This window comes from Marivita sp. (assembly GCF_020055635.1).
In the GTDB taxonomy this organism is placed as follows: domain Bacteria; phylum Pseudomonadota; class Alphaproteobacteria; order Rhodobacterales; family Rhodobacteraceae; genus Marivita.
Window position 1 is genome coordinate 14,515 of record NZ_JAIPUT010000041.1, and the last position, 26,233, is coordinate 40,747.

The window sequence follows — 26,233 nt, forward strand, 5'->3', positions numbered from 1 at the left end:
CTAGAACGCCCGAAACCGAAGGTGAAGACGGAGTCCGCCATGAATATCCTGATCCTTGGCAGTGGCGGGCGCGAACACGCTTTGGCCTGGGCGGTGATGCAGAATCCCAAATGTGACAAGCTGATGGTGGCGCCGGGCAATGCGGGCATCGCGATGATCGCCGATTGCGCGGCGCTCGACATCGAGGACGGGGGCGCGGTCGCCAATTTCGCCGAGGAGAACAGCATCGACTTCGTGATCGTCGGCCCCGAAGCGCCGCTGGCGGCCGGTGTTGCGGACCGGTTGCGCGATGCCGGTCTGCTGGTCTTCGGACCCTCTGCCGCCGCGGCACGGCTGGAGGCGTCGAAAAGCTTCACAAAGGAGATCTGCGACGCGGCAGGCGCGCCGACCGCCGCCTATGGCCATTTCACCGATGCCGAGGCGGCCAGGGCCCATGTGCGGGCGCATGGCGCGCCGATCGTGGTCAAGGCCGATGGTCTGGCCGCCGGCAAGGGCGTGATCATCGCCGAGACCGTCGCCGAGGCCGAGGCCGCCATCGACGACATGTTCGGCGGCGCCTTCGGCGGGGCCGGGGCCGAAGTGGTGATCGAGGAGTTCATGACCGGCGAGGAAGCGTCGTTCTTCGTGCTGTGCGACGGCATCGACGTGTTGCCCATCGGCACCGCACAGGACCACAAGCGCGTGGGCGAGGGCGACACCGGGCCAAATACCGGCGGCATGGGGGCCTATTCGCCCGCTCCGGTGATGACCGAGGCTGTCGTGCAGGCGGCGATGGAGCGGATCATCCGGCCGACCATGGCGGAAATGGCGCGGCGCGGCACACCGTACCAGGGCATTCTTTTCGCCGGACTGATGATCGAAGACGGGCAGCCGCGACTGGTGGAATACAATGTCCGCTTCGGCGACCCCGAATGCCAGGTCCTTATGATGCGGCTTGGCGCGCAGGCACTGGACCTGATGCAGGCCTGCGCCGAAGGTCGTCTGGCCGAATGCCGCGTGAACTGGGGTGATGACCATGCACTGACCGTGGTGCTGGCCGCCGAGGGCTATCCCGGCAGCTATCGGAAAGGCAGCGTGATCACCGGTCTCGACACTTTGCCCGAAGACAGCTTTCACATGATGTTCCACGCCGGCACCACCGAGACAGACGGCAGGGTCACCGCCAGCGGGGGGCGCGTCCTGAACGCCACCGCGCGGGGTGCGACGCTGCAGGAGGCGCGCGACCGCGCTTACGCGATGGTCGACAAGGTGGACTGGCCGCAGGGCTTCTGCCGCCGCGATATCGGCTGGCGGGCGCTCTGAATGGCGACGGCGCTGGCCGGGTTCGCGCTTGGCCTGTCCCTGATCCTTGCCATCGGCGCGCAGAACGCCTTCGTGCTGCGGCAGGGGCTGATGCGGTCGCATGTCTTCGCGGTCTGCCTGACCTGCGCGCTGTCTGACGCGATCCTGATTGCCGCCGGGGTTGCCGGTTTCGGTGCGCTGACGCAGGCGGTTCCCGGACTTGAACTGGCGATGCGTCTGCTGGGTGCGGCGTTCCTGATCTGGTACGGCGCGCGCACCTTCCAGAGCGCCTGGCGCGGTGGACAGGCGTTGCAGGCCGGGCAGCCGGCGGGATCGGTGCGCAGCGCTCTGCTGACCTGCCTTGCGCTGACATGGCTCAACCCGCATGTCTATCTCGACACCGTCGTGCTGCTGGGGGCGGTCGCGGCGCAATATGCCGACCGGCTGAGCTTTGCGCTGGGCGCGATGACCGCCAGCTTCGTCTTCTTCTTCTCGCTGGGCTATGGCGCACGGCTGCTGGCGCCGTTTTTCGCCAGGCCGCGTGCCTGGCAGATGCTCGATATCGGCATCGGTCTGGTCATGTGGGCCATCGCGGCCAAGCTTCTGCTGATGTGACGCGGCGAAGTACGCCGCCCGGCCCGAGATGCGCCCCCTTGAACTTCCCGGCGGCTTCCGGTCCATTGCCTGCATGACCTCGGCCTCCCCCATCGACAGCACCGGCAACCCGGTCAAGGGCATCCTGTGGATGGTCGCGACCGGCTTGTGTTTCGTGACCGTGACCGCGCTGGTCAAGACGCTGGGCGGGCGCGTTCCGGCGGCGGAATCGGCCTTCCTGCGCTACGTGATCGGGCTGGTCTTCCTGATCCCGGTCTGGCGCGAACTGACGGCGGTGCGACTGACAGGGCGGCAGAAAAAGCTCTTTGCCGTCCGGGGGCTCGTGCATTCGCTGGGTGTGATCCTGTGGTTCTTCGCGATGACTCGCATCCCGATCGCCGAAGTCACCGCGATGAACTATCTCAACCCGGTCTATGTCACGATCCTCGCCGTTTTCGTGCTGGGCGAAAAGCTCGCGCTGCGGCGGGCGATGGCGGTTGTGGCGGCGCTTGTGGGCGCGCTGATCATCCTGCGGCCGGGGTTCCGGGAACTCGACCTTGGCCATGTCGCGATGCTCGGTACGGCGCTCCTCTTCGCGGGAAGCTACCTGATCGCCAAGATCGTGTCGGGCGAGTTGCCCGCCAGCATGGTGGTGGCGCTGTTGTCGATCACCGTGACCATCGGGCTTGCGCCTTTCGCCTTTGCTGTCTGGGTGACGCCAAGCCTGATGGATCTGGCGATCCTGGCCGCCGTCGCCTGTTTCGCCACTGCCGGACATTACACGATGACGCTCGCCTTCGCCGCGGCACCGGTGACGGTGACCCAGCCGGTGACCTTTCTCCAGCTGGTCTGGTCGGTGTTGCTGGGCATGGCGTTCTTCGCCGAGCCGGCAGACCCCTGGGTGATCCTCGGAGGTGGCGTAATCATGGCATCGGTGATCTTCATCACCTGGCGCGAGGCGCGGCTGCGCAAGGTGCACCGCACGCCGACGGTCAATGAAACAAAGGGTTAGGGTGACCTGAACGTCAACCGGAACGACCCGGATGTCACGACTTATCCACATTGTTTCGGTTTCGGCAAAAAACCGGGATTGGTTCCAAAATTGGTCACAATCCACAGCGACAAACAGGGCAGGTTACATACGAGGAGACACCCATGTTTGCAGAAACCTATACCAGCCGCGATCTTGGCGAGTTGCGTCATTTCCTGGTGGCGGAGCGCCAGAAGACTTTGTCGGACGCCGAGTGGAAATTCCGGATGCGCGGCTACGGATTTCACGTCAAGCGCGTCGAAGGTGGCGTGATGGTCGCGCGCATTCCGAAGAACGAGATCCTGGGCCGCGTCAAGATGTGATTGCGGGTCGCCCCGTCCGGGCGGCCATTTGTCCATCCGATCCATCTCGCGCCGGGTGCCGGGCCCTGCTATGTCGCATGCATGATGAAATATGTCGACATTCCCCCGGTCTGGCTGCTTGCGGCGCTTGGCGTCGCCTGGTGGCAGAAGACCTATTTCGATCAGGGCCTGAGTTTCGGCCCGGTCTGGGCCGATCTGCTGGGGGGGCTTCTGGTTGGCGGTGGCCTGGTGCTCATTGCGCTGGCCGCCTACGAGATGCGCCGTCACCGCACGACGATCATGCCGCACGAGACACCGGATGCGCTTGTGACAAGCGGCATCTTCAAACGCTCGCGCAACCCCATTTACCTTGCTGATTCGCTGATCCTGACGGGCATGATCCTCTACTGGGATGCGGTGTTATCGCTCCCATTGATTCCGATCTTCATATGGTGGATCGAGAAACACTTCATTCTTGCTGAAGAAAAACTGTTGCGACGAAATTTTCGTGCGGATTTTGCACGCTACGAGAAACAAACGCGACGTTGGCTCTAGCCGATCGCGCCCATCTGTTCTAGATGAGCGGTTCGCGGTGGGGGTGCATTGTGTGCTTTAGGTCAGCATTGTAGACCCATCGCCAGAAAAACTGCCGCTACGGCACTTCGGAACGAAGCAAAGGGGGACGGCTCAGGTGAAAATCGGGACGCCAAAGGAAGTGATGAAGGGAGAGGCACGCGTTGCCATGACCCCGGATTCTGCCCGTCAGCTGCAAAAGCTGGGGTATGACTGCATCATCGAAAGCGGCGCAGGCGACGCAGCAGGCTACAATGACGACACGTACAAGGAGGCGGGCGTCGAGATTGCCAAGACCGCCGCAGCCCTGTGGAAAGCGGCTGACGTGATCGCCAAGGTCCGGCCCCCCACCGAAGCGGAAATCAAGAAATCACGCGAAGGCCAGCTTCTGATCTCGTTCTTCTGGCCTGCCCAGAACGAAGATCTGATGAAACAGGCCGCCGAAAAGGGCGCTTCGGTCATCGCGATGGACATGGTGCCGCGCATCAGCCGCGCGCAGAAGATGGACGCGCTGTCCTCGATGGCGAATATCGCGGGCTATCGCGCCGTGATCGAGGCGGGCAACAATTTCGGTCGCTTCTTCACCGGCCAGATCACCGCAGCCGGCAAGGTGCCGCCCGCCAAGGTTCTGGTGGTCGGGGCCGGCGTCGCCGGTCTTGCCGCGATCGGCACTTCGACCTCGCTGGGCGCGATCACATACGCCTTCGACGTGCGCCCGGAAGTGGCGGAACAGGTTGAATCGATGGGCGCGGAATTCGTCTTCCTCGATTTCGACGAGGAACAGCAGGACGGCTCCGCGAGCGGGGGTTATGCCTCTGTATCGTCGCCCGAATTCACCGCTGCCCAGTTGGCCAAGTTCCGCGAACTGGCGCCTGACATGGACATCGTGATCACCACCGCGCTGATCCCGAACCGCGAAGCGCCCGAGCTTTGGACCAAGGACATGGTCGAGGCGATGAAGCCCGGCTCGGTGATCATCGACCTTGCGGCCGAAAAGGGCGGCAACTGCAAGCTGACCGTGATGGACGAGAAGATCGTCACCGACAACGGTGTCACGATCATCGGCTACACCGATTTCCCGTCCCGCATGGCGACGCAATCGTCGAACCTTTACGCCACCAACATCCGGCACATGATGACCGACCTGACGCCGGAAAAAGACGGCAAGGTCGTGCACAACATGGACGACGACGTGATCCGCGGCGCGACCATCACGCATGAAAAGCAAGTGACCTTCCCGCCACCACCGCCGAAGGTCGCGGCGATTGCCGCCAAGCCCAAGGAAAAGGTCAAGGAACTGACCCCCGAGGAAAAGCGCGCCAACGAAATCGCTGCCTTCAAGGCGCAGACCAGGCAGCAGGTGACCCTGCTTGCCGTGGGCGCCGCGCTGGTGCTGGGCGTCGGCCTGATTGCGCCCGCCAGCTTCATGCAGCACTTCATCGTCTTCGTGCTGTCGGTTTTCATCGGCTTCCAGGTGATCTGGAACGTCGCGCATTCGCTGCATACACCGCTGATGGCGGTCACCAACGCGATCTCGTCGATCATCATTCTGGGCGCGCTGATCCAGATCGGGTCGAGTTCGCTGCTGATCACGCTCCTGGCGGCGCTGGGTATCTTCATGGCCTCGATCAACATTTTCGGCGGCTTCCTCGTGACACGGCGCATGCTCGCCATGTTCCAGAAATCCTAAGGGGGCAGGCACCATGGAATTCGGATTCACCATCGCGGCCTATGCGGTCGCAGCGGTTCTCTTCATCCTGTCCCTCGGCGGTCTGAGCGGGCAGGAAAGCGCCAAGCGCGCTGTCTGGTACGGCATCGTCGGCATGGCCATCGCCATTGTCGGCACGCTGATCGGACCGGGGCAGGGACTTTTCGTGGTCTCGCTCGTGCTGATCGCACTGGGCGCGGCCGTCGGCTATCAGCTCGCCACCCGCGTGCAGATGACCCAGATGCCCGAGCTTGTGGCCATCATGCACAGCCTTGTCGGCCTGGCGGCGGTCTTTGTCGGGTTCAACGCCGACATCATGATCAACAACGTGGCCGAGATCTACGAAACCAGCGGGCTTGTCCTCGGGGCTGTCGGAGAAGACGGGTACACCGCCATCGGCCTGCCAAAGGAAACCTATGACGGCCTGTCGTCCTTCGGACAGCTGATCGCCAAGAAATCCGGTGTCGAAATCGGCATCCTGCGGGTGGAACTGGTGCTGGGCATCTGGATCGGTGCCGTGACCTTCACCGGCTCGGTCATCGCCTATGGCAAGCTGGCCGGCAAGGTGAACTCGGCGGCGCAGAAACTGCCCGGCGGGCATATGCTGAACGCGGGGGCGGCGGCCTTGTCGCTGCTGCTGGCGATCATGTACATGACCGGCTCGGGCAGCTGGACGCTGGTTCTGCTGACGCTTCTGGCGCTTTTCATCGGCTATCACCTGATCATGGGCATCGGCGGCGCCGACATGCCGGTCGTGGTCTCCATGCTCAACAGCTATTCGGGCTGGGCGGCGGCGGCCATCGGTTTCAGCCTCGGCAATGACCTGCTGATCGTGGTCGGCGCGCTGGTTGGCTCATCGGGGGCGATCCTGTCCTATATCATGTGCAAGGCGATGAACCGGTCCTTCATCAGCGTGATCCTCGGCGGCTTCGGCGGCGCGGCTGGCGAACAGATGGCGGTCGAGGGCGAACAGGTGCCGATCGACGCCGACGGTGTGGCCAATGCGCTGGACGAGGCCGACACCATCATCATCATTCCGGGCTACGGCATGGCGGTGGCACAGGCGCAGCAGAATGTGGCCGAACTGACCCGCCGCCTGCGCGCCAAGGGCAAGTCCGTACGTTTCGCGATCCACCCGGTCGCAGGCCGTCTGCCCGGCCACATGAACGTGCTTCTGGCCGAAGCCAAGGTGCCTTACGACATCGTTCTCGAGATGGACGAGATCAACGACGACTTCCCGAACACGGATGTCGCCATCGTCATCGGCTCGAACGACATCGTGAACCCGGCCGCCCAGGACGATCCCAACAGCCCCATTGCTGGCATGCCGGTTCTGGAATGCTGGAAAGCCAAGCAGGTCTTCGTGTCCAAGCGCGGGCAGGGCACCGGCTATTCGGGAATCGAAAACCCGCTGTTCTTCAAGGACAACACGCGGATGTTCTACGGTGACGCGAAGAAGTCGCTCGAGGATCTGCTGACGCGCATCAGCTGAGGCGACCCAGTCCCAAACCCTGGTTTTCAGGCGGCCCGTCCCTTCAGGGGGCGGGCCGTTTCGATTCCGAAACGCGACGCCGCCATTGACGGCAGACCCGCGTCAGGCCCCGGCCAACCACGCATCCATTTCTGCATCCAGCGCGTCCCAGTCGGTGTAGTCCCGATCCCGGTCCAGGTCGGCGTCCGGATCCTTGGCGGCGATGATCCGGCGCATCGCGAAGCGGCGGAACACGTCATATTCCGAAGGCCGGTAAGCCCCGGCCACCTGCACAACCCGGCCCGGGGTCCAGCCGGTCGCCGCCTCGAAATCCGCGAGAATCCTGTCGAGCGCCCGCCACTCCTCGGAATCGTGTCCCGCCGCGGCCAGCGAGACCGACAGCATCATTGTCGGCATCCGGGCCAGTGCCGCCGCCTGATCCGCCGCGAAGTCCGACAGGGCCCGCTGGTAATGCCCGACATGCAAGGACCCGCCCAGCACCGCGCGATCGAACCGGCCCAGGTCGATCTCGCGGGCATCCTTCAGCCCGGCCAGCTCGACCGAATGACCCGCATCGACCAGCCGATCCGCGACATGGCGTGCGATCTTGAGGGTCTGTCCCTCGTTTGTGGCATATCCGACGAAGAATTTCATGGCATTCCCCAGCTGTGTCCCGGCAGGCGCACCTGATGTGCCTGCGCGATACCGCAATCCTAACGCAGTGGCGTGTGTCGGGCTTTGACCCATCGCAAAAACCGTTTCAGATCATCGTGCTGCCGGGGCTTCACCACAGGGCCGCGCCATGCACAGGCCGCCCGGAAAAGCGGCAAGGGTGCAAATGCATACAGTTGGATACCGGTAAAATACTGAATTGCTTGGAAATTTCCTTTACTTGTCAAAAAACCGCTCCTAAGTCTTGGCGAAATCCGAAAGACTGACCCATGGCCCCGATCCCAGACCACCCGCTGCGTTACAGCTTGTCGAACGAACTGCACGCACGGCCGTTTCCGTCGCTCGAGGCGCCGTGCCGCGCGGTCTATCTGGCGATCAAGAAACCCAAGGCGGCGGCGGCGCGGGACAAGTCGCTCGATCTCGACCATCTCAAGGTGCTGCTCGATCGCTATGGCACCTCGCATCCGCAGCCGGGGGCCACGCATTTCTCGGGCCAGATCGGTCAGCATACGCTGAAATGGGAACAGCACACCGAATTCGTCACCTACACGGTTTTCCTGAACGGCGTGACGGACCGGCCTTTCGACGCCTCGGACATGGATGTGTTCCCCGATGACTGGTTGGCCTCGGCACCGGGGGTGCGCGTCACATCGGCGCTTATCCGGGTCGAGCAACGCCCCGACGAGGACAAGATCGCCCAGCACCTTGCCGATTGGTTCGTGCCCGAAAGCCTTGCCGTGAGCCGGGTGATCGATGACGAGGCCATCGTCGCGGGAGATTTTCGCATCGACCCGGCGGGGCACTTGCGCTTTGGCGTTTTCGTCACGCAAGGCATCGGCCGCCGCCGCGTCGGCCGGATCGTGCAGCGCCTGTGCGAGATCGAGACCTACAAGACGATGTCGATGCTGGGCTTCACGCGGGTGCGCGAACTTGGCCCGCGCATGGGCGAGATCGACAACGAACTGAACCGCCTGATGGCGGCGATGACCCAGGGCGATGGGCAGGAGGAAGACCGGCTCAAGGCGCTGCTGTCGGTCTCGGCCGAACTGGAAAGCCTGTCCGCGCAGACCTCGTTCCGCTTTGGCGCGACCGGGGCCTATGAGGCGATCGTCGAGCAGCGCATCTCGGTGCTGCGCGAAGAGCGGTTCAAGGGCCGTCAGACCTTTGCGGAATTCATGACCCGCCGCTACGATCCGGCGATGCGCACGGTGAAATCCGCTGAAAGCCGGCTGTCCGCCATGGCCGAACGGGCCGTGCGGGCAGGCGATCTCCTGCGCACGCGGGTCGAGGTGGCGCGCTCGGCGCAGAACCAGCAATTGCTCGAAAGCATGAACCACCGCGCCGACATGCAGCTGCGGTTGCAGAAAACCGTCGAGGGGCTGTCGGTGGTAGCGATCAGCTATTACGCCGTGTCGCTGGCCGGATATCTGCTCTACCCGCTGGCGGACATGCTGGGGATCACCAAGGGGGCGGTGACGGCCGCGGCCACCATCCCTGTGATCCTCCTGGTCTGGTTCGCGATCCGCCGCATCCGCCGGGTGGTGGAGCAAGGCGGCCCCGACCTCTGAACGTGACCCTTCGGCAAATCCCGGCGCGCGTTTCCGTCGACGGAAACGGACGGACGCGTCGACGCGTCCGCTACCGGCGCACCACCACCTCGGTTTCGGCCCCCAGGGAGGCCGCCAGCGACGCGAACCGCGCCTCGGCCACCTCGCCGTACAGCGGCACCGATGCCTTGGTCAGCTTCAGCCGCAGCACCTTCTTGCGGGGCTTCCATTCGATCGCGGTGCCATCGGTGCTGGCATCCGACATCCACAGCATCGAGCCAAAGCGCAGCGCCTTGCCCAGAACCTCGGCCTCCAGCGTCGCCTTATCCGTCAACAGCCCTTCAAGATCCTCGAACCGGGTGCCCTCGCGCTTGTTCTTGTAGCGGTGCAGCAGCGCCAGCCCGAGGAACACCCGCTCCGAATGTTTGAGCCCGCCGAGATTGGCGCGGGTTGCGTTGTCGAAACAGGTCTCGGCCCGGTAATCGGGATGCGCGCGCCAGCTTACATCATGCAGCAGGCAGGCGGCCTTGATCAGCCGCAGCCGCGCCGCGTCGGTGCTGGAAAAGAGTGGGGCCACGAAATGGAACAGCTTCTTGCCGAAGCCCGGCAGGCGCGCATCCTTGGCCTCGGCAAAGCGGCAGGCCTCGATCAGCGGGTCCCGGTCGCGCAATTCCTGCGGCATCTGTTCATAGAGCAGACCCTCGCGGATGCCATAGCTCGAGATCGCGATGTCCTTGGGCTTGAAGCTTTGCACCAGCCGCTTGAGCACCTCGGACGCGAAGGGCACCAGTTCCATCCGCGCCGAGGAGACGCCGCAGGCCTGGCGCAGTTCCTCCAGGTCGCTCGCCTTGATGAACTTGAGCGTCTGGCTCACCGATTTCTTGTCCATCCGGTATTCGTGCAACACGTGCAGCGGATAACCGCGGCGGTACATGTCCACCCGCGCGATGGCGCGCCACGATCCGCCGACAAGGAACAGCCGGTCGCGCTGCGGCCCCATATGTTGGGCGAGCTGCGCCATCGTGTCCCGGATATGGGCGTCCCGGCCCTTGTAGCCGCCGGTCAGGTCGCGCAGCTTGAGCGGACCGAGATTGGAACTGATACGCCGCCCGACGCGGCCGTCGGCGATCTCGGCCAGCTCCATCGACGAGCCGCCGATATCGCAGACCAGCCCGTAGCTGCCGGGCCAGCCAAGCAGCACGCCCTGCGCCGACAGCCGGGCCTCTTCCTCACCGCCGATCACCCAGATCCGAAGTCCGGTCTCGCGCAGCACGTCCTCGCGGAACTGCGGCCCGTCGGTTGCCTCGCGCACCGCTGCGGTGGCGACCACGCTGAGGGGCGGCAGGCTCATGCCCTCGGCCAGCGCCTGGAACCGCTTGAGCGCCTGCAGCGCCCGCGCGCGCCCCTCCGGATTGAGCCGCCCTGTCTCGGACATGCCCGCGCCCAGGGCGCACATCAGCTTTTCGTTGTAGAAATAGGCCGGCGACCGCGCCGCGCCGTCGAACACGACAAGCCGGACAGAGTTGGAGCCGATATCGACAACCCCGACGCGCGACAGCGCGCGCGCTTTTGGATCGTTGAACAGCGGATGTCCAAATGGCCCTTGTGGGTCGTTTTCGGAGTCAGCGGTACCGTCCATGGGCCCTCCTGGTCAGCGCGCGCACCGTTGCAAAGCGCGGCGGCAAGGTCAAGAACGTGGACCGTCCATCCAGATCCGTTGGCGGTCATCGCACGACCTGTGATAGCCTGTGGACAAGCGGGTGCAAGTGGAACCGGAAGGAAGCGCGAAGATGCGGATTGCAACCATGGCAACGGGCGGAATCGGTGGGTTTCTGGCGGTCAAGCTGACAAATGCCGGACACGAGATCGCCACCATCGCGCGCGGCGCGCATCTCGAGGCGATCCGCGAGGCCGGGCTGACGCTGGACAGCCTGACCGGCACCGAAACCGTGCGGCCGTGGATGGCCACCGACAGGCCGCATGACGTCGGGCCGGTCGACGCGATCCTCTTCGGGGTCAAGGGCGACGCGCTCGAAGAGGCGGCCCGCGCCTGTCTGCCGATGATCGGACCGGACACGGTGGTGGTGCCGTTCCTGAACGGTGTCGAGGCGTCGGACCGGCTGACCCGGATCCTGCCCGAACGCAACGTCGCCAACGGTGTCGCACGGGTATCGACGACGATCTCGGCTCCGGGCGTGATCCGCCAGACCGGTGCATTCAACAGTTTCACCTTTGCCGAGCGCGACAGCCGCCCCTCGGCCCGGATCGACGCGCTGCGCGAGGCGATCAACGCGGCGGGGTCCTCTGCGCCGCATACCGACGACATCGTCCGCGACCTGTGGACCAAGTTCGTCCTGTTCTCTGCCATGTCCGGCGTCACCGCCGCGGCGCGCTGCACCCTGCACGAGATCCGGAGCCTTCCGGACCTGACCCGGCTTTACAAGGCCACCGTCACCGAAACCGCCGCGATCGGCCGTGCGCTGGGTGTCGCGCTCGACCCGGATCTCGAAGCGCAGGTCTGGACCAGCGTCGAAGGTCTTCCCGATGCCATGCGCGCCTCGACCGCCATCGACCTTGAACATGGACGCCCGCTCGAGATCGACTGGGTCTCGGGGGCGGCCGCGCGGCTGGCCCAGAAGGCCGGCATTCCGGCCCCCGTCAACAGCACGCTCTACGCGGTGTTGCTGCCGCACAAGAACGGCAGCGTCTGACGCTCGGTCCGGCGCAACAGCCACCGCTGCGTCGACTCGGGAGGCGCTATTCCTCGCCGTGGGTCAACTTTGGCACGTCCGACGCGCCCGCCGATCCCCGGCCCGAAAGCGACGGGTTCTCCATGAAGAACCGGTGGCAGTTGAAGGCAAATTCGCCCTCGTCCCAGGTGGTGCGCTCGAAATAGCCGCTGGGCTGCATGATCCAGCTTTGGGCCACGTCGGCGAGGTTCGCCGCCATGATCTGGCTGACGATCTGAGCCTTGACGGTGGCGTTCTCGATCTCGACCAGTGTCTCGACGCGGCGGTTCAGGTTGCGCCCCATCCAGTCTGCCGAGGACATGAACACGCGGGCCTTCTTGTGCGGCAGCCCATAGCCGTTGCCGAAGCAGATGATCCGCGAATGTTCGAGAAACCGCCCGATGATGGATTTGACGCGGATGTTCTCGCTCAGATCCTTCACACCGGGCCTCAGGCCGCAGATGCCCCGGATCACGCAGTCGATCTGCACCCCGGCCTGCGACGCGGCATAAAGCGCGTCGATCATGTCGGGTTCGATCAGCGAATTCATCTTGAGCCAGATATGCGCCGGTTTGCCTGCCTTTGCGTGAGCCACCTCGCGCTCGATCATCTCGAGCATCCTGGGTTTCAGCGAATGCGGAGAGATCGCGAGGTTTTCCAAACCGTCCGGAAGCGCATAGCCCGACAGGTAGTTGAAGACCTTGGTCGCATCGCGCCCAAGCGCCGCGTCACAGGTGAACAGGCTCAGATCGGTATAGATCGTGGCCGTGATCGGGTGGTAATTGCCGGTGCCGTAATGCGTGTAGGTCACCAGCCGGTCGCCCTCGCGGCGCACCACGATGGAAATCTTGGCGTGGGTCTTCCAGTCGAGAAAGCCGTAGACCACATGGGCGCCCGCGCGTTCAAGACGCCGCGACTGGCGGATGTTGGCGGCCTCGTCGAAGCGTGCCTTCAACTCGACCAGCGCGGTCACGGACTTGCCATCTTCCGCCGCTTCGCAAAGCGCCGCGACGATGGGCGACTGGCGTGACGTGCGATAGAGTGTCTGCTTGATCGCCACCACATCCGGATCGCGCGCCGCCTGCGCCAGGAAGCGGACCACCATGTCGAAGGTTTCGTAGGGGTGGTGCAGCAGCATGTCCTTCTGGCGGATCGCGGCGAACATGTCGCCGTCATGGTCCTGAACCCGTTCCGGCACGCGGGGCGCAAAGCTTGACCAGAGCAGATCCGGGCGGCTGTCCAGAACCAGTTCCTTGAGGTCGGCCACGCCGATCATTCCGGCCAGTTCGATCACGTCGGCGCCGCTGACACGCAATTCGCGCATCACGATGTCGAGCAGCCCCTTGGGTGCCCCGATCGAGATCGTCAGGCGCACCACCTCGCCGCGCCGCCGCCGTTTCAGCGCCACCTCGAATTCGCGCACCAGGTCCTCGGCCTCTTCCTCGACCTCGATATCGCTGTCGCGCAGCACCCGGAACCCGAAATGGTCGCGCAGCTTGTAGCCCGGAAAAAGCCGGTCCAGATGCAGCAGCAGCACGTCTTCCAGCAGAATGAACCGATGCGCGCCGCTGTCCGCGGGCAGGGCGATGAACCGCTCGACCTGCGCGGGGATCGGCAGCAGCGCCTGCAACGGCGCCTTGTCCTTGCGCCGCTCCAGCTGCAACGCCAGGCAATACCCCATGTTTGCGATGAACGGGAACGGATGCGCCGGGTCGATCGCCAGCGGCGACAACACCGGAAAAACCATGTTGAGGAACACTTCCTCGAGATGCGTCAGGTCGGCCTCGGTCAGCCCGTCGCGGGTCAGGACCGAGATGTTTTCGGCCTCCATGCGGTCACGCAGATCGCCCAGAACGCGCTGTTGCGAGGCCATCAGCTTGCGCGCGTCCTCGTTGATCAGCACCAGCTGTTCCGCCGGGGTCAGCCCGTCGGCGGCCGGGGTCGTGTTGCCCGCCTGTGCCAGTTCGCGCAGACCGGCCACGCGCACGGTGTAGAATTCATCGAGGTTGGCCGCCGAGATCGACAGGAAGCGCAGCCGCTCGAGCAGTGGCACGCGCGGGTTCTCGGCCTCTTCCAGCACCCGCCAGTTGAAGCCCAGCCAGGACAACTCGCGGTTCACGAAACGGCGTGGTCCACTCAGGTCGAGCTCGCTGAGATCGGTCGGGTCGGGGCGGGGGGCGTGCAGAAAGTCGGCGCTGTTCATGGGCATCCCTTAGCGGTGGCACGTGACGGATTGGTGACAGCCCGCAGGGCGATGTCACTCCAGGTCTTCAGTCTGTCGCATTTTCTTCGGGAAATTCAAGCTCGGCCAAGGCCGTCCGCGCCAGATTGCGGGTCACCCCCTTGGGTGTGCCCAGGGCTTCGGTGTCAAGATGCGCGACAACCTGTCCGGCGGCTTCGAAGGAACGTGGCATCCAGCGCACGAGATAGGGGATCACGTCGGCCATCGGCACGATCTGCCGGTCGGCAAACAGCTTGGCCAGAACCGCCGACAGCAGCATGTCGTCCGGCGGCACCATCCGCGCCACGGTTGTCCCCGCCATGCGGCTTGCGAGATCCGGCAGGCGCAATGCCCAGAGTGTCGGCGCACGTGTCGCGGTCAGAAGCATCGAATGCCCGTTCGCCAGCACGAGGTTGTGCAGGTGAAACAGCGCCTGCTCGGTTTCGGCATCGCCGGCGATCCGCTCCACGTCCTCGACGCAGATCGCGGTCTCGGCCAGGGTGGGAATGTCCGCCGTCGCCACGTCGCACGCCGCGATCATCCGCGCGCCACTTTCGGTGCACCAGACATGCGCCAGATGCGTCTTGCCCGATCCGTGCGGCCCCACCAGCACCAGCTTGCCATTCGGCCAGTGCGGCCAGGTGTCCACCAGTCCCAGCGCCACGGCGTTGCTTTCGGTGATGTAAAAGTCCCCCCGGCCCAGCGCGGGGCGCGCCGGAAGATCGAATTTCATCTGAACGGGCATCACTCCGGGTCCTGATCACTCAGCCCGCGATAGAGGCGGCTTTGCACATATTGTTGCGTGGCGAAGCGGGCGATCACCCCGAGGGCCGCGGCCACCGGCACCGCGACGAGCATCCCGACGAAGCCGAAGATCGTGCCGAAGATCGACAGCGCGAGGATCAGCCAGACCGGATGCAGCCCCACCGAGGAGCCGACCAGTTTCGGCGTCAGCACGTTGCCCTCGATCACCTGGCCCAGCACGAACACGCCCGCCACCAGACCGATGGACAGCCAGTCGCCCCAGAACTGGAACAGCGCCAGCCCGATGGCCAAGGCCCCGCCGATCAGCGCGCCGAGGTAGGGAATGAAGGTCACAAGCCCCGCGACAAAGCCCACCACGAGGCCGAATTGCAGCCCGATCAGCATCAGCGCCACCGCGTAATAGGTGCCCAGGATGATGCAGACGGTGCCCATGCCGCGGATGAAGCTGGCCAGCGTCCTGTCGATGTCGCGCGCCAGCTTGCGGATCGTCGGCGCGTGATCGCGCGGCAACAGATCGTCGATCCGCGCCACCATCCTGTCCCAGTCAAGCAGCAGGTAGACCGCCACCACAGGCACGATCACGAACAGCATCACGATGTTGAGGATGCCTGCCGCCGAACTCAGCACCGTATTGAGAAGCTCGCCGCCCTTCGACTGGATGGTTTCTCCGACCGACACCAGCGACCGCCGCAACGGGCTGTCGGCGTCCATCACCTCGGGAAAGCGCTCGATCAGGAAATCGCGCAGATTGGCGAAGAGCGTCGGCGCGGTGTCAAACAGGCCAACCGCCTGAGTGACCAGCGACGGAATCACCCACAGGAGCAGCAGCACAAAGGCCACGATGCCCACCACCGTGATGACGGCGGTTGCCATGACACGCGACAACCCGGCCCGTTCAAGCCGATCCGCGACCGGGTCAAGGAAATAGGCAATCGCACCGCCCAGCACGAAGGGCAGAAGGACGTCGCCCAGAAACCACAGCACAACCGCAAAGGCCGCCGCTGCAATCCCCCAGTATTTGACTTGCTCCCGTGCCGGAAGTGCCATGCCACAGCCGCCCTTATGATACGGCCCCTTCATCGCTTGTGTCGGACAGGGTTTCAAGAGCAACACGCAAGCCGCGCGTTGTGACAACGCATCGCCGTTCCGCGCCGATACAAGAAACGGCCTGCGTCGGTCCGCGGCCGCACCATGTCCGCCGCTGGCCCGGGGCCCCGCATCGTGCGCTTCGTGCCGGCGTTTTTCCCGGTCCAGGGCATGGCACGCAGCGCCGCACTTGCCCGGCCCCAATCAACCCGATAGGAGGGTCAAAACCCAACACACGAGACCTGAACATGCGTCTGTCCCGCTATTTCCTGCCCGTTCTCAAAGAAACCCCGTCCGAGGCCCAGATCGTCAGCCACCGGCTGATGCTGCGCGCCGGCATGATCAAGCAGGCCAGCGCCGGCATCTATTCCTGGCTGCCGCTGGGCTACCGGGTGCTGCGCAACATCGAACAGATCGTGCACGAGGAACAGGCGCGCGCAGGCCATATCCCGATGCTGATGCCGACGCTGCAATCGGCGGATCTGTGGAAGGAATCCGGCCGGTATGATGCCTACGGGCCGGAAATGCTGCGGATCGAAGACCGTCACGGGCGCGACATGCTGTACGGCCCCACCAACGAAGAGCTGATTACGGACATCTTCCGCTCCCATGTCGGCAGCTACAAGGACCTGCCGCTGACGCTCTATCACATCCAGTGGAAATTCCGCGACGAGATCCGCCCGCGCTTTGGCGTGATGCGGGGCCGCGAGTTCCTGATGAAGGACGGCTACAATTTCGACCTGACCAAGGAAGACGCGCTGCACGCCTACAACCGTCACCTTGTCAGCTACCTGCGCACCTACGAACGGATGGGGCTTCAGGCGATCCCGATGCGCGCCGATTCAGGCCCCATCGGCGGCGACGACACGCATGAATTCCTCGTGCTGGCGGAAACCGGTGAATCCGAGGTGTTCTATGACAGCGAGATCACCGACCTGAAATTCGGCGACCGCGCCATCGACTATGATGACAAGGCCGAGTGTCAGGCGGTGCTGGAAGAGTTCACCTCGCGCTATGCCCGTACCGACGAAACCCATGACGAGGCCGAGTTCGCCAAGGTGCCCGAAGAGCGCCGCCGCACCGCGCGGGGCATCGAAGTGGGGCAGATATTCTATTTCGGCACCAAGTATTCCGACGCGATGGGCGCGACCGTGGCCGATGCGGATGGCAACCGCGTGCCGGTCCATATGGGTAGCCACGGCATCGGCGTCAGCCGCCTTCTCGGCGCGATCATCGAAGCCAGCCACGACGACAAGGGCATCATCTGGCCCGAAGGTGTCACGCCCTTCCATTGCGGCATCGTCAATCTCAAGCAGGGCGATGAAGAGGCCGATACTGCCTGCCAGTCGCTCTATGACAGCCTGACGTCGCTGGGGCTCGATCCGCTCTACGACGACCGGAACGAAAGGGCCGGGGCAAAATTCGCCACGATGGACCTGATCGGCCTGCCATGGCGCATCACCGTCGGGCCGCGCGGGCTCAAGAACGGCGTGGTCGAACTGACGTCGCGCCGCACCGGCGAGAGTGAGGAACTGCCCCCGCACGAGGCAATCGAGCGGGTTGCGGCGATTTACGGCAAGGTCAGCGCCTGAGCCGCCCTTGCGGGACAACCATCGCATTTGCTAGCCAGAGGGCATGAACCGCCTTCTGGCTCTTTTGATCGGGCTGTGGTCCGCGACCCCGGTTGCGGCCTCCGATCCCGTGACGTTTTTCGGGGCATGGGCCCGCGCCGAAGGGGCCGAAGCCACCGCGATGCGCGTTCTCCTTGACGGCGCTCCGGTTCACGGCAGCAACGCCGACCGACCCGTCGATCTGGCGTCGAACTCCAAGGCGATCACAGCGCTCTGCGTTCTGAGCCTTGTCGACGAGGGTGCGCTGAGATGGGACACCACGCTGAGCGAGGCGCTGAGGCAGGACGCGCCGCCTGCCACTCTTGCCGAGCTTGTCACCCACAGCGCCGGGATCGGGCGGGACAGCACCCAACTTCGGATGGGATTCTGGCTGAACGAGGATCAGCCGCGCCACGCCCATGTCACTGACCTCGTTCTGAACCGCAGCAACCAGCGTGGCACGCGGGGGCAGTTTGCCTACAGCAACGAGAACTACGCGCTGCTGGGCCGGATCATCGAACTGACAACCGGTGGCGCTTACGAAACCGCCTGCCGCCGACGGGTGCTTGAACCTGCTGGCGTGTCCGGCGCGTTGTCGCCGCGCTTTGCCGCCTTTGCGGCCTGGGGCGGCTGGCGCATGTCCATGGCGGACCATGCGGCGCTGCTCTGGCACTGGTTCGGGCCGGAAGGGCGGGTCGGGCGTGATCCGCTGGCCCTGCCGCATATTGCGCGGGCAGGGGACAGTTACTACGGGCTGGGAATGAACTATGTCGAGGACGGGGCGGGGTTGCGCATGTCTCATGCCGGCGCGATCGCGATTCCGTTCGGACCCAAGACGGGGGCGTTCGCCGTGGTCTATCCGTTCGGCGCCGTGGCGGCGATGGGTTATGACGTGGCGGTGGCCGACCCGGGGCGGTTCAAGGCGCTGTCGGACGGCTTGGCGACCGTTCTCCGCGCGCCCTGAGCCCAAGCGCCGTTTGCGTCGACGCAAACACCCGGATGCGTCGACGCATCCGGCACCCGGTCAGACCGACGCGCTGACCTCGGCCACGATGCCGTCCACCACCTCGAGCAGCAGCACCTCGTCCTCGCATTCCGCCATCACGCGGATCAACGGCTCGGTGCCCGACTTGCGGATCAGCAGGCGGCCCTTGCCGTTCAACCGTGCCTCTGCATCCGCAATCGCCGATTTCACGCTGGCCACCTCAAGCGGTGCCACTGACGGATCATAGCGCACGTTCTTGAGCAGTTGCGGCACCGGTTCGAAACTCCGCGCCAGCGCGCTGGCCGGTTGCCCGGTGCGGCACATCTCGCCCAGGAATTGCAGCCCCGCCATCAGCCCGTCGCCGGTGGTGGCGTAATCCGTCATCACGATATGGCCCGATTGTTCCCCGCCCAGGTTCCAGCCGCCGCGGCGCATCGCCTCGACCACGTAGCGGTCGCCGACGCCGGTGCGTTCAAGCCGCAGGCCACGGTTCTGCAGGAACCGCTCCAGCCCCAGATTGGACATCACCGTCGCCACCAGCACACCGTCGCGCAGGCGCTGCTCGTCAGCCCAGCGGGCTGCCATCAGGGCCATGATCTGGTCGCCATCGGCGACCTGTCCGGTCTCGTCGATCAGGATCACCCGGTCGGCATCGCCGTCAAGGCAGATGCCCACATCGGCCCCGTGCGACACGACCGCCGCCGCCGCGAGCTGCGGATGGGTCGACCCGCAGCCCTTGTTGATGTTGGTGCCGTCCGGGCTCACGCCCAGCGGAATGACATCCGCGCCAAGTTCCCACAGCACCTCGGGCGCGGCCTTGTAGGCGGCGCCATTTGCGCAATCGACCACCACCTTGAGCCCGTCAAGCCGCATGCCCGCCGGAAAGGTCGACTTCACGCGCTCCTGGTAGCGGAACCGCCCGTCGTCGATCCTCCTGGCGCGGCCGATACTCTCGGCTGCCGAGGGTGCGACGCCGGAGTCGATGAGAACCTCGATCTCGGCCTCGTCCGCATCCGACAGCTTGAACCCGTCCGGGCCGAAGAACTTGATCCCGTTATCCTGAGCCGGGTTGTGGCTGGCCGAGATCATGATGCCAAGGTCGGCCCGCATCGACGGGGTCAGAAGACCCACCGCCGGCGTCGGCACCGGGCCGAGGAGCAGCACGTTCATGCCGGTGGAGGTCAGCCCCGCGGTCAGCGCGTTTTCGAACATGTAGCCCGACTGGCGGGTGTCCTTGCCGATCACGACGCGGTGCACACCCTTGGAATCCTGTCGGAAATGGCGCCCGACGGCGGCGCCGATGCGCAACGCCATGTCGGCTGTCATCGGGAACGTGTTGGCGGTGCCGCGCACCCCGTCCGTTCCGAAAAGCTTACGACCCATCTTGATACCCCCACTCGATTGCGCGCCAGAGCGCCAGGGCCTGACGTGTTTCGGCCACGTCATGCACACGTATGACCTGTACGCCTTGCGACGCGCCATGCAAGGCCACAGAAACCGATCCGGCGAGCCGTGTGTCCGCTGTGTCAGCTTTGGAAATCGTGCCGATGAATTTCTTCCGCGACGCGCCCAGCAGGATCGGGCATCCCAGCGCGTGGAACAGCGCGATGTCGCGCAGCAGCGTCAGGTTGTGTTCGAGCGTCTTGCCGAAGCCGATCCCCGGATCCACGAGAATGCGGTCGCGCGGAATCCCTGCCGTCTCGAGCGCCGCCACACGGGCCTCGAGGAAATCGTAGACGTCCAGCCGCACATCGTCATAGCGCGGAGCGTGCTGCATGGTCTGTGGATCGCCTTGGGCATGCATCACGCAGACCGGCAGATCCTGCGCCGCGCAGAAGCGCGCCAGATCGGGGTCATGGGTAAAGCCGGACACGTCATTGACCAGCGCCGCCCCGGCCGTGACCGCCGCTTCGGCCACCGGGGTCTTGCGCGTGTCGATGGACACCGGAACCCCAAGCCCTGCGGCAATGGCGGCAATCGGGCCTTCGATCCGCCGGATTTCCTCGTCGACGGGAACCGTTTCGGCCCCCGGGCGGGTGCTTTCGCCGCCCACGTCGATCAGGCCAGCGCCGTCCTCTGCCATGCGCCGCGCCTGTGCCACGGCGGCCTCGGGATCAAGGTAGCGCCCGCCATCCGAGAAACTGTCCGGTGTCACGTTCAGGATGCCCATCAGCGTGACCTGTCCCATGTCGCGCCCCGCGATCGGGGCGCGCGGCGCGCTGAGCCGCGCGCGCACGACGTCGGGCAGGTGTCTGGCCGAAATCGTCTCGGGCGGGGCATCGCGGCGCAGCACCACCGCTTCGGAGAACCAAAAGGGGCCGCCCGCGAGGTCGCACGCGTCGGCGGGGCGGGGCACGGCAGAGCGCGGCAGGGGCTTGTAATACGTCGTCATGGCGCGTCAATGAATCGCAATCGCGGTTTTGACAAGCAGCTACAGCACGCTTTCGCCGATCGGTCTGTTGCGAACTGAAACATCGCCGCCCTCGGGCGTGTCGGCCCCGATCACCAAAAGCTCGCAGGCGTCCATTTCCCGCGCGAACCAAAGGGCCACGTCAACCGCGTCGGAGACAGCGGCATCCGGCCCGTCCACCGCATCGAGCACGATCTTCGAAGGAGCCCAGATGCAGACCTGGGCGTTCTTCATCGCCCAGTCCAGCTCGGTGCGGGTGGCCACGACCTTGCAGCGCGCATCCCGGGCAGCAAGGACCCAGCCGTTCTGTTCCACCGCAAGCAGGTCGATACGCCGCTGCGCAAGCGGCTGCGCGATGGCGGGGCGGGGCGTGTCGGGCAGGCCAACGCACAGGATCAGCGGTGCCTCGTCGGCGCTCAGCTGGTCGATCCAGCCAGGCAGATGGGCCGAGCCGATCGCCGTGTTCGACAAGAAGACGATGCGCGGGTGCGGGCGTTCCTGGCTGGCATCCTGCACCGTGTGGCCCAGGTCACGACGCGACCGCACGATCTCGACGCCCAGAGCGCCGGGGCCGCGATCCAGCTTTTCGATCCGGACAAAAGCCCGCAGCGCTTGCGGTTCCAGCAGGATCCGTTCGGCAATCCGTTCGGCCAGCGTTTCGAGCAGGTTCAACCGTTCCGCCGCAAGCTCGGCCGCGATGGCTTCGGTCACGCGGTCATAGGACAGGATGCGGTCCACGTCGTCATCGATATGCCCGACAATCGGCTGAACCTCGACGACGACATTGAAACAGATGCGCTGGGTTGTTCCGCGCTCGGCCTGGAAGGCGCCGATCTCGACCTCGACGATGTGGTCGCGCAGGGAAATCCGATCGACCGGCGCATCATCTGCCGTGGCGATCGCCCGTTCGGACGGATGCGCAAAGGCAAGTCGGATTTCAGAACTCATGGCGCACCCTCCGTCGCGGTCGTTCCCGGGGCTACCAGAGGACGCGGCCAAGGAAAATGCCACGAAGGGGCATTTTGCATTCCGGTCGCGACATCCTCGGGGTCAATCGCGCCGGGTCAACCGTTGCTGCTCACCCGCCAGGTGTGGCGATAGAACAGGTGCACTCCGATCGACGCGGTCCTGGTGTAGATGCGCGCCCAGCGGGGATGTACGGCGGTGGTATGGTAATGCGTGGCCCCGTCGGTCAGGTTCATCGGGGCGCGACCGTCCAGAATGGCGCGCGCGACCTTGCCGACCCGTTCCCATGCGCGCGGTTCGCTGACGCGCTCGGGGATGCCGTCACAGGTATAGGTGAACTGGCACTGGTATTTCTTGCCGGTGCCCTGTTTGATCACGCCGCAGATGCTGTCGGGGAAACGCCCGCTCTTGACCCGGTTCATGATCACTTCGGCCACGGCGAACTGGCCTTTCACGGTTTCGCCGCGCGCCTCGAAATACAGCGCCTCGGCCAGGCATTCCCACTGGGCGCCGCCGTTGGCCTTGTCCTGCGCATTGAGCCAGGACGCGTTGTAGATTGCAGAGTGGCGCGACACCGGGGTCACCAGGGATGTCAGGTGCGACGCGCCCGCAGAGGCCAGTTCGACTTTCTCCTGTTTCAGGATCGCTTCGGCAGCGTCCTTGCTGCGTTCTGCGAAGGACGGCGTCGCCAGGACGCCTGCGGCCAGGATCATTGCAAACAATCTCGTCATACCGAGTGTTCATCTCGCAACATTGTGGGTGGCGGCCCTGCCCAAAAACTGGGCAACACCGCACGATCGACCGGCTGGTAACGAAATTTTGCGATTTCCACAAGTTAGGCCGCCATGCGCCCCGCGCAAGGCAGATGCCCACCCCGAAATTGGGGCGATATCTGGGCCGAATTGTGTCGCCGGCTACTTGATCTTGTCGGCCAACGCAAGTTGTGCTGCGGCCAAACGTGCCACCGGAACCCGGAACGGAGAGCAGCTCACGTAGTCGAATCCGGCCTCCCGACAGAAGGCGATTGATTCGGGGTGGGCCGCATGTTCCCCGCAAATCGACAAAACCACGTTCTGCCGCGCGGCGCGACCCCGAACTGCACCGAGTTTCAACAACTCTCCGACACCGTCGGTATCGAGGATGTGGAACGGGTCTTCGCTGAACACGCCCTGTCGCACGTATTCCGACATGAACCGCCCCGCGTCGTCGCGAGACAGGCCGTAGGTCATCTGGGTCAGGTCGTTTGTGCCGAAGCTCAGGAAATGGGTGTGTTCGGCGATGTCACCTGCGCGCAGGCAGGCGCGGGGGGTCTCGACCATCACGCCAAGACGGTAGCTGACATCGGCGCGGTTCTCGGTGCGCACGGCGGCGGCCACGGCTTCGACCCGGCCGCGCACGAGTTCGACCTCGCGCTTGGCGGACACCAAGGGCAGCATGATCTCGGGCACCACGGTGATGCCTTCCCTGGCCGCCTCGACCGTCGCTTCGAAGATCGCCCGCGCCTGCATGTCGTAGATCTCGGGCACGGTGATGCCCAGACGGACCCCGCGCATCCCCAGCATGGGATTGTATTCCGACAGGCTTTCGATCCGCCGGATCACGTCGCTGACCGGGATGTCCAGCGCCTCGGCCAGTTCGCGCTGGCCGGAACGGCTGGTGGGCAGGAATTCGTGCAGCGGCGGGTCAAAGAGGCGAATGCAGACCGGCTGCCCCTGCATGATCTGGAAAAGCTCGAGGAAATCCGCGCGTTGCATTGGCAGCACCAACTCCAGCGCCGCCTGCCGGTCCTGCGGGTTCTGCGCGAAGATCATCTCGCGCATCGGTGTCAGGCGCTCGGCCTCGAAGAACATGTGCTCGGTCCGGCACAGCCCGATCCCCTGGGCGCGGAAATGCAGCGCGGTCTTGGCATCCGCAGGCGTGTCGGCATTGGCCCGCACCCCGATATCGCGCTCTGCATCGGCCCAGCTCATGAATGTGCGGAAGGTCTCGTCGAGCGTCGCCTCGATCATGTCGACCGATCCGGCAAGGATCTGGCCATTGGTGCCATCGACGGTGATCTCGTCGCCTTCCTTGAGCAGCCGCCCGTCCGCCGCCACCAGCGACCTGCGCTTGACCTGGAACCGGATATTGGCCGCGCCGACGACACAAGGCAGACCAAGCCCGCGACCGATAACCGCCGCGTGGCTGGTCATGCCGCCGCGTTCGGTCAGAACCGCTGCCGCCGCGTGCATGCCGCGAATGTCCTCGGGGCTGGTCTCGCGCCGGACCAGAACGCAGGGTTCCCCCCGGGCGGCGCTGGCCTGCGCCGCTTCGGAGGAGAACACGATCCGCCCGGTGGCCGCGCCGGGGCTTGCGGCAATACCCGATCCCAGAACATCGCGCGGGCTGTTGGCCGCCACCTGCCGGTGCAGGAGTTCCGACAGCGCCCTTGGTTCGATCCGCATCACCGCCTCTTGCCGGGTGATGATCCCGTCCTCGGCCAGCCGCACCACGATCCGCAACGCCGCCCGCGCGCTGCGCTCCACGCGCATGCCATCCAGAATGTGCAGGTTGCCGTTCTCGATGGTGAATTCGATCTGCATTTCCTCGCGCAGCCTTGCGCGCATCAGCGCGGCATGCGCCTTCAAGGCGATGAACGCAGTGGGTGCCAGCTCTTCAAGCGACGGCCCGCGCGGGTCTTTTTCCAGAAAGATCGACGCGGTCCCGCCATCCAGTGCCTCGCGGCCCTGGCTCTGGCTGAGATAGCGCCCGGTGATCTGTGGCTGCCCGGTGGCCGGGTTGACCAGCTGCAACACCCCCGACCCACATTCGCCGCTGCCCAGCCCCAGCGCCATTTCCTGCACCACGAGACCAAGCCCGGCATCCACTGGCGCGCCCTTGGCCTGCCGCAACAGGCGCGCCGTTGTGCCTTCCCAGGCCCGCGCCATGGATTGCAGGATTTCGGCCAGTTGCACCGCCGGGTCTTGCGGAAACGGTTCTTCCGCCTCTTCTTCGTAAAGCTGCAACGCCTCGCTCAGCGCGTCATGGCCTTCGCCGTCGATCTCGTCGAACACCTCGGCATCGAGCCGCGCCACGTCGATGGCGTAATTCATCACGAAACGCAGGTAGATTTCGGTCGCGGCCGGTGTCCCGATCTGGTCACACATGTCGACATAACGCGCATCGTTCATGCCGATATTGAGCACCGCACCGGGCCCGCCCCAATCCGGATCCTCCGAGGACGGGCGCACGCAGAGCAGGGCGTTCGGGTCGAATTCGTCAAGGATTCCCGAGACATCCGGGCGATAACCCGACGCGATCTGGTGCACTGACTCGAAGGACAGCGCAACCGTGCGCGGCACAGGAAGGTCCAGCCGGACCAGCCGTTGCAGGCATTTCGCGCGCCCGCCATGGGTTGGCGTCGTCATCGGCGACGTTGGCGTGATCAGCGTCACATCTGGGTTTTCAGGCCCCGGTTTCTGCACTGCGGCACCTCGCATGTTCCGGCGCAGCATACGTCCGCGCCGCGCCCTGACAAGAGGTTTTGATGGCGCAGGGCGACGCAGCCTCCGTGGCAGGGCGCGCCGGTTTCCCGGCTACGTCGCGCGCCGGAAATCAGCCTTCGATACGCCTCAGATCCGCCACCTGCAGACAGGTCGTGCGGATCGTGCTGAGCAGGTTCAGCCGGTTGCGGCGCAGCACCGGGCTTTCGGCATTGACCTGCACCGCCTCGAAGAAGTCATCCACCGGCCCGCGCAGATCGGCCATAGCCGCCATTGCCGTGGCAAAGTCCTGATCCTTCATTGCGGGCGCGATCTTTGCCTCGGCCTTGGCCAATGCGTCGAACAAAGCCACTTCGGTCGGGTCTTCCGCAAATTTCGGATCGGCCCCGAAGGAATACTCGACACCGTCCTTGTCCTCGGCCTGCGTCAGAATGTTGTTGGCCCGCTTGAACCCCTGAACAAGATTCTCACCATCCTCGGTCGCCAACACGTCCTGCAACGCCTTGGCCCGCTTGACCAAAAGCGCGAGATCATCATTGCCGGGCATGGCAATGCAAGCGTCGATCACGTCATGCCGCACACCTTGGTCGCGAAGGTAGACCTTGAGGCGGTCGTGGAAGAATGAGAGGAGGTCTTTGAACTCTTTTGAGGTCTCGTCGTGATTCCAATCGCTTTTCTTGAAGCGTGTTACATCATTCTCCTGACCGCGGGAAAGTGCCTCGCGGAAAGCGATATTGTAGTCATTTCTCCCAAGCCCTCGGCCTATATGCTCAGCAAGACGAATTGTAATCCCATTCTCCA

Annotated in this window: 22 protein-coding genes; 11 read left to right on the top strand and 11 right to left on the bottom strand. The window is 64.8% G+C overall.

The features are described from left to right. Positions 1-39: 39 nt before the first annotated feature. From purD to LCF60_RS16960, 7 genes are all read left to right on the top strand, one after another. Positions 40-1,302, top strand: coding sequence for a phosphoribosylamine--glycine ligase (gene purD / locus LCF60_RS16930; protein ID WP_292293354.1), 1,263 nt, complete (start codon positions 40-42; stop codon positions 1,300-1,302). Further along, positions 1,303-1,896: a LysE/ArgO family amino acid transporter gene (locus tag LCF60_RS16935; RefSeq protein WP_292293355.1), complete on the top strand. Its 594-nt coding sequence runs from the start codon at positions 1,303-1,305 to the stop codon at positions 1,894-1,896. It abuts the gene before it with no gap. A gap of 73 nt (positions 1,897-1,969) precedes the next feature. Next, complete coding sequence (locus LCF60_RS16940; protein ID WP_292293357.1) at positions 1,970-2,887, top strand: DMT family transporter; 918 nt, start codon at positions 1,970-1,972, stop codon at positions 2,885-2,887. Between the two features lie 143 nt (positions 2,888-3,030). Then, positions 3,031-3,228 (top strand): hypothetical protein, encoded by a 198-nt coding sequence (locus LCF60_RS16945; protein WP_292293359.1) that lies wholly within the window; start codon positions 3,031-3,033, stop codon positions 3,226-3,228. Between the two features lie 81 nt (positions 3,229-3,309). After that, positions 3,310-3,762, top strand: a complete 453-nt coding sequence (locus LCF60_RS16950; protein ID WP_292293360.1) for an isoprenylcysteine carboxylmethyltransferase family protein — start codon at positions 3,310-3,312, stop codon at positions 3,760-3,762. A gap of 136 nt (positions 3,763-3,898) precedes the next feature. Continuing rightward, entirely contained in the window at positions 3,899-5,470 is a 1,572-nt protein-coding gene (locus tag LCF60_RS16955) for a Re/Si-specific NAD(P)(+) transhydrogenase subunit alpha (protein WP_292293362.1), read from the top strand. A 13-nt stretch (positions 5,471-5,483) separates the two neighbouring features. Next, positions 5,484-6,980 (top strand): NAD(P)(+) transhydrogenase (Re/Si-specific) subunit beta, encoded by a 1,497-nt coding sequence (locus tag LCF60_RS16960; protein WP_292293364.1) that lies wholly within the window; start codon positions 5,484-5,486, stop codon positions 6,978-6,980. Positions 6,981-7,082: 102 nt separating this feature from the next. On the opposite strand, the gene LCF60_RS16965 is transcribed toward LCF60_RS16960, so the two are convergent. Beyond that, entirely contained in the window at positions 7,083-7,613 is a 531-nt protein-coding gene (locus tag LCF60_RS16965) for a flavodoxin domain-containing protein (protein WP_292293366.1), read from the bottom strand. A gap of 287 nt (positions 7,614-7,900) precedes the next feature. Here LCF60_RS16965 and LCF60_RS16970 point away from each other — a divergent pair, with 287 nt between their 5' ends. After that, complete coding sequence (locus LCF60_RS16970) at positions 7,901-9,199, top strand: DUF3422 domain-containing protein (protein ID WP_292293368.1); 1,299 nt, start codon at positions 7,901-7,903, stop codon at positions 9,197-9,199. A gap of 70 nt (positions 9,200-9,269) precedes the next feature. On the opposite strand, the gene LCF60_RS16975 is transcribed toward LCF60_RS16970, so the two are convergent. Continuing rightward, positions 9,270-10,817: a Ppx/GppA family phosphatase gene (locus LCF60_RS16975; protein ID WP_292293369.1), complete on the bottom strand. Its 1,548-nt coding sequence runs from the start codon at positions 10,815-10,817 to the stop codon at positions 9,270-9,272. 151 nt (positions 10,818-10,968) lie between these two features. On the opposite strand from LCF60_RS16975, the gene LCF60_RS16980 reads away from it, so the two are divergent. After that, the gene (locus tag LCF60_RS16980) at positions 10,969-11,889 is read left to right on the top strand and encodes a 2-dehydropantoate 2-reductase (RefSeq protein ID WP_292293370.1); all 921 of its coding nucleotides are present in this window, start codon (positions 10,969-10,971) and stop codon (positions 11,887-11,889) included. A 46-nt stretch (positions 11,890-11,935) separates the two neighbouring features. On the opposite strand, the gene LCF60_RS16985 is transcribed toward LCF60_RS16980, so the two are convergent. The 3 genes from LCF60_RS16985 to LCF60_RS16995 all read right to left on the bottom strand — a co-directional run bounded on the left by LCF60_RS16985 (position 11,936) and on the right by LCF60_RS16995 (position 15,940). Further along, positions 11,936-14,110, bottom strand: coding sequence for an RNA degradosome polyphosphate kinase (locus LCF60_RS16985; RefSeq protein ID WP_292293372.1), 2,175 nt, complete (start codon positions 14,108-14,110; stop codon positions 11,936-11,938). A gap of 67 nt (positions 14,111-14,177) precedes the next feature. Continuing rightward, the gene (locus tag LCF60_RS16990) at positions 14,178-14,873 is read right to left on the bottom strand and encodes a DnaA/Hda family protein (protein WP_292293374.1); all 696 of its coding nucleotides are present in this window, start codon (positions 14,871-14,873) and stop codon (positions 14,178-14,180) included. Continuing rightward, positions 14,873-15,940 carry an AI-2E family transporter gene (locus LCF60_RS16995; protein WP_292293376.1) on the bottom strand — a complete coding sequence of 356 codons (1,068 nt, stop codon included), beginning with the start codon at positions 15,938-15,940 and terminating at the stop codon, positions 14,873-14,875. The genes LCF60_RS16990 and LCF60_RS16995 overlap by 1 nt, the downstream gene beginning before the upstream one ends. Before the next feature lie 287 nt (positions 15,941-16,227). On the opposite strand from LCF60_RS16995, the gene proS reads away from it, so the two are divergent. Beyond that, positions 16,228-17,571, top strand: a complete 1,344-nt coding sequence (gene proS / locus LCF60_RS17000; protein ID WP_292293377.1) for a proline--tRNA ligase — start codon at positions 16,228-16,230, stop codon at positions 17,569-17,571. Positions 17,572-17,614: 43 nt separating this feature from the next. Then, complete coding sequence (locus LCF60_RS17005; protein ID WP_292293379.1) at positions 17,615-18,553, top strand: serine hydrolase; 939 nt, start codon at positions 17,615-17,617, stop codon at positions 18,551-18,553. 60 nt (positions 18,554-18,613) lie between these two features. Here the strand turns inward: LCF60_RS17005 and glmM are convergent, their stop codons facing one another. The 6 genes from glmM to LCF60_RS17035 all read right to left on the bottom strand — a co-directional run. Then, entirely contained in the window at positions 18,614-19,957 is a 1,344-nt protein-coding gene (gene glmM / locus LCF60_RS17010) for a phosphoglucosamine mutase (RefSeq protein ID WP_292293381.1), read from the bottom strand. Further along, the gene (gene folP / locus LCF60_RS17015) at positions 19,947-20,966 is read right to left on the bottom strand and encodes a dihydropteroate synthase (protein ID WP_292293382.1); all 1,020 of its coding nucleotides are present in this window, start codon (positions 20,964-20,966) and stop codon (positions 19,947-19,949) included. The genes glmM and folP overlap by 11 nt, the downstream gene beginning before the upstream one ends. 39 nt (positions 20,967-21,005) lie before the next feature. After that, the gene (locus LCF60_RS17020; protein ID WP_292293383.1) at positions 21,006-21,932 is read right to left on the bottom strand and encodes a dihydroneopterin aldolase; all 927 of its coding nucleotides are present in this window, start codon (positions 21,930-21,932) and stop codon (positions 21,006-21,008) included. Positions 21,933-22,048: 116 nt separating this feature from the next. Then, on the bottom strand, positions 22,049-22,681 hold the full coding sequence (locus LCF60_RS17025; RefSeq protein WP_292293385.1) for a cell wall hydrolase: 633 nt from the start codon (positions 22,679-22,681) through the stop codon (positions 22,049-22,051). A 183-nt stretch (positions 22,682-22,864) separates the two neighbouring features. Continuing rightward, complete coding sequence (locus tag LCF60_RS17030; protein ID WP_292293387.1) at positions 22,865-25,429, bottom strand: putative PEP-binding protein; 2,565 nt, start codon at positions 25,427-25,429, stop codon at positions 22,865-22,867. Positions 25,430-25,544: 115 nt separating this feature from the next. Continuing rightward, positions 25,545-26,233: DALR anticodon-binding domain-containing protein (locus LCF60_RS17035; RefSeq protein WP_292293388.1), on the bottom strand; the 689-nt coding region annotated here is incomplete at its 5' end.

Bases quoted from the DNA above. Each gene is read 5' to 3' on its own strand.
- LCF60_RS16965 (WP_292293366.1), bottom strand. From the start codon at position 7,613: ATGAAATTCTTCGTCGGATATGCCACAAACGAGGGACAGACCCTCAAG.
- folP (WP_292293382.1), bottom strand. From the start codon at position 20,966: ATGACGACGTATTACAAGCCCCTGCCGCGCTCTGCCGTGCCCCGCCCC.
- LCF60_RS16935 (WP_292293355.1), top strand. From the start codon at position 1,303: ATGGCGACGGCGCTGGCCGGGTTCGCGCTTGGCCTGTCCCTGATCCTT.
- LCF60_RS16985 (WP_292293372.1), bottom strand. From the start codon at position 14,110: ATGAACAGCGCCGACTTTCTGCACGCCCCCCGCCCCGACCCGACCGAT.
- LCF60_RS16995 (WP_292293376.1), bottom strand. From the start codon at position 15,940: ATGGCACTTCCGGCACGGGAGCAAGTCAAATACTGGGGGATTGCAGCG.
- purD (WP_292293354.1), top strand. From the start codon at position 40: ATGAATATCCTGATCCTTGGCAGTGGCGGGCGCGAACACGCTTTGGCC.
- proS (WP_292293377.1), top strand. From the start codon at position 16,228: ATGCGTCTGTCCCGCTATTTCCTGCCCGTTCTCAAAGAAACCCCGTCC.
- LCF60_RS17030 (WP_292293387.1), bottom strand. From the start codon at position 25,429: ATGCGAGGTGCCGCAGTGCAGAAACCGGGGCCTGAAAACCCAGATGTG.
- LCF60_RS16960 (WP_292293364.1), top strand. From the start codon at position 5,484: ATGGAATTCGGATTCACCATCGCGGCCTATGCGGTCGCAGCGGTTCTC.
- LCF60_RS16980 (WP_292293370.1), top strand. From the start codon at position 10,969: ATGCGGATTGCAACCATGGCAACGGGCGGAATCGGTGGGTTTCTGGCG.
- LCF60_RS17005 (WP_292293379.1), top strand. From the start codon at position 17,615: ATGAACCGCCTTCTGGCTCTTTTGATCGGGCTGTGGTCCGCGACCCCG.
- LCF60_RS17020 (WP_292293383.1), bottom strand. From the start codon at position 21,932: ATGAGTTCTGAAATCCGACTTGCCTTTGCGCATCCGTCCGAACGGGCG.
- LCF60_RS16940 (WP_292293357.1), top strand. From the start codon at position 1,970: ATGACCTCGGCCTCCCCCATCGACAGCACCGGCAACCCGGTCAAGGGC.
- glmM (WP_292293381.1), bottom strand. From the start codon at position 19,957: ATGGGTCGTAAGCTTTTCGGAACGGACGGGGTGCGCGGCACCGCCAAC.
- LCF60_RS16975 (WP_292293369.1), bottom strand. From the start codon at position 10,817: ATGGACGGTACCGCTGACTCCGAAAACGACCCACAAGGGCCATTTGGA.
- LCF60_RS16945 (WP_292293359.1), top strand. From the start codon at position 3,031: ATGTTTGCAGAAACCTATACCAGCCGCGATCTTGGCGAGTTGCGTCAT.
- LCF60_RS16970 (WP_292293368.1), top strand. From the start codon at position 7,901: ATGGCCCCGATCCCAGACCACCCGCTGCGTTACAGCTTGTCGAACGAA.
- LCF60_RS17025 (WP_292293385.1), bottom strand. From the start codon at position 22,681: ATGACGAGATTGTTTGCAATGATCCTGGCCGCAGGCGTCCTGGCGACG.
- LCF60_RS16950 (WP_292293360.1), top strand. From the start codon at position 3,310: ATGATGAAATATGTCGACATTCCCCCGGTCTGGCTGCTTGCGGCGCTT.
- LCF60_RS16990 (WP_292293374.1), bottom strand. From the start codon at position 14,873: ATGCCCGTTCAGATGAAATTCGATCTTCCGGCGCGCCCCGCGCTGGGC.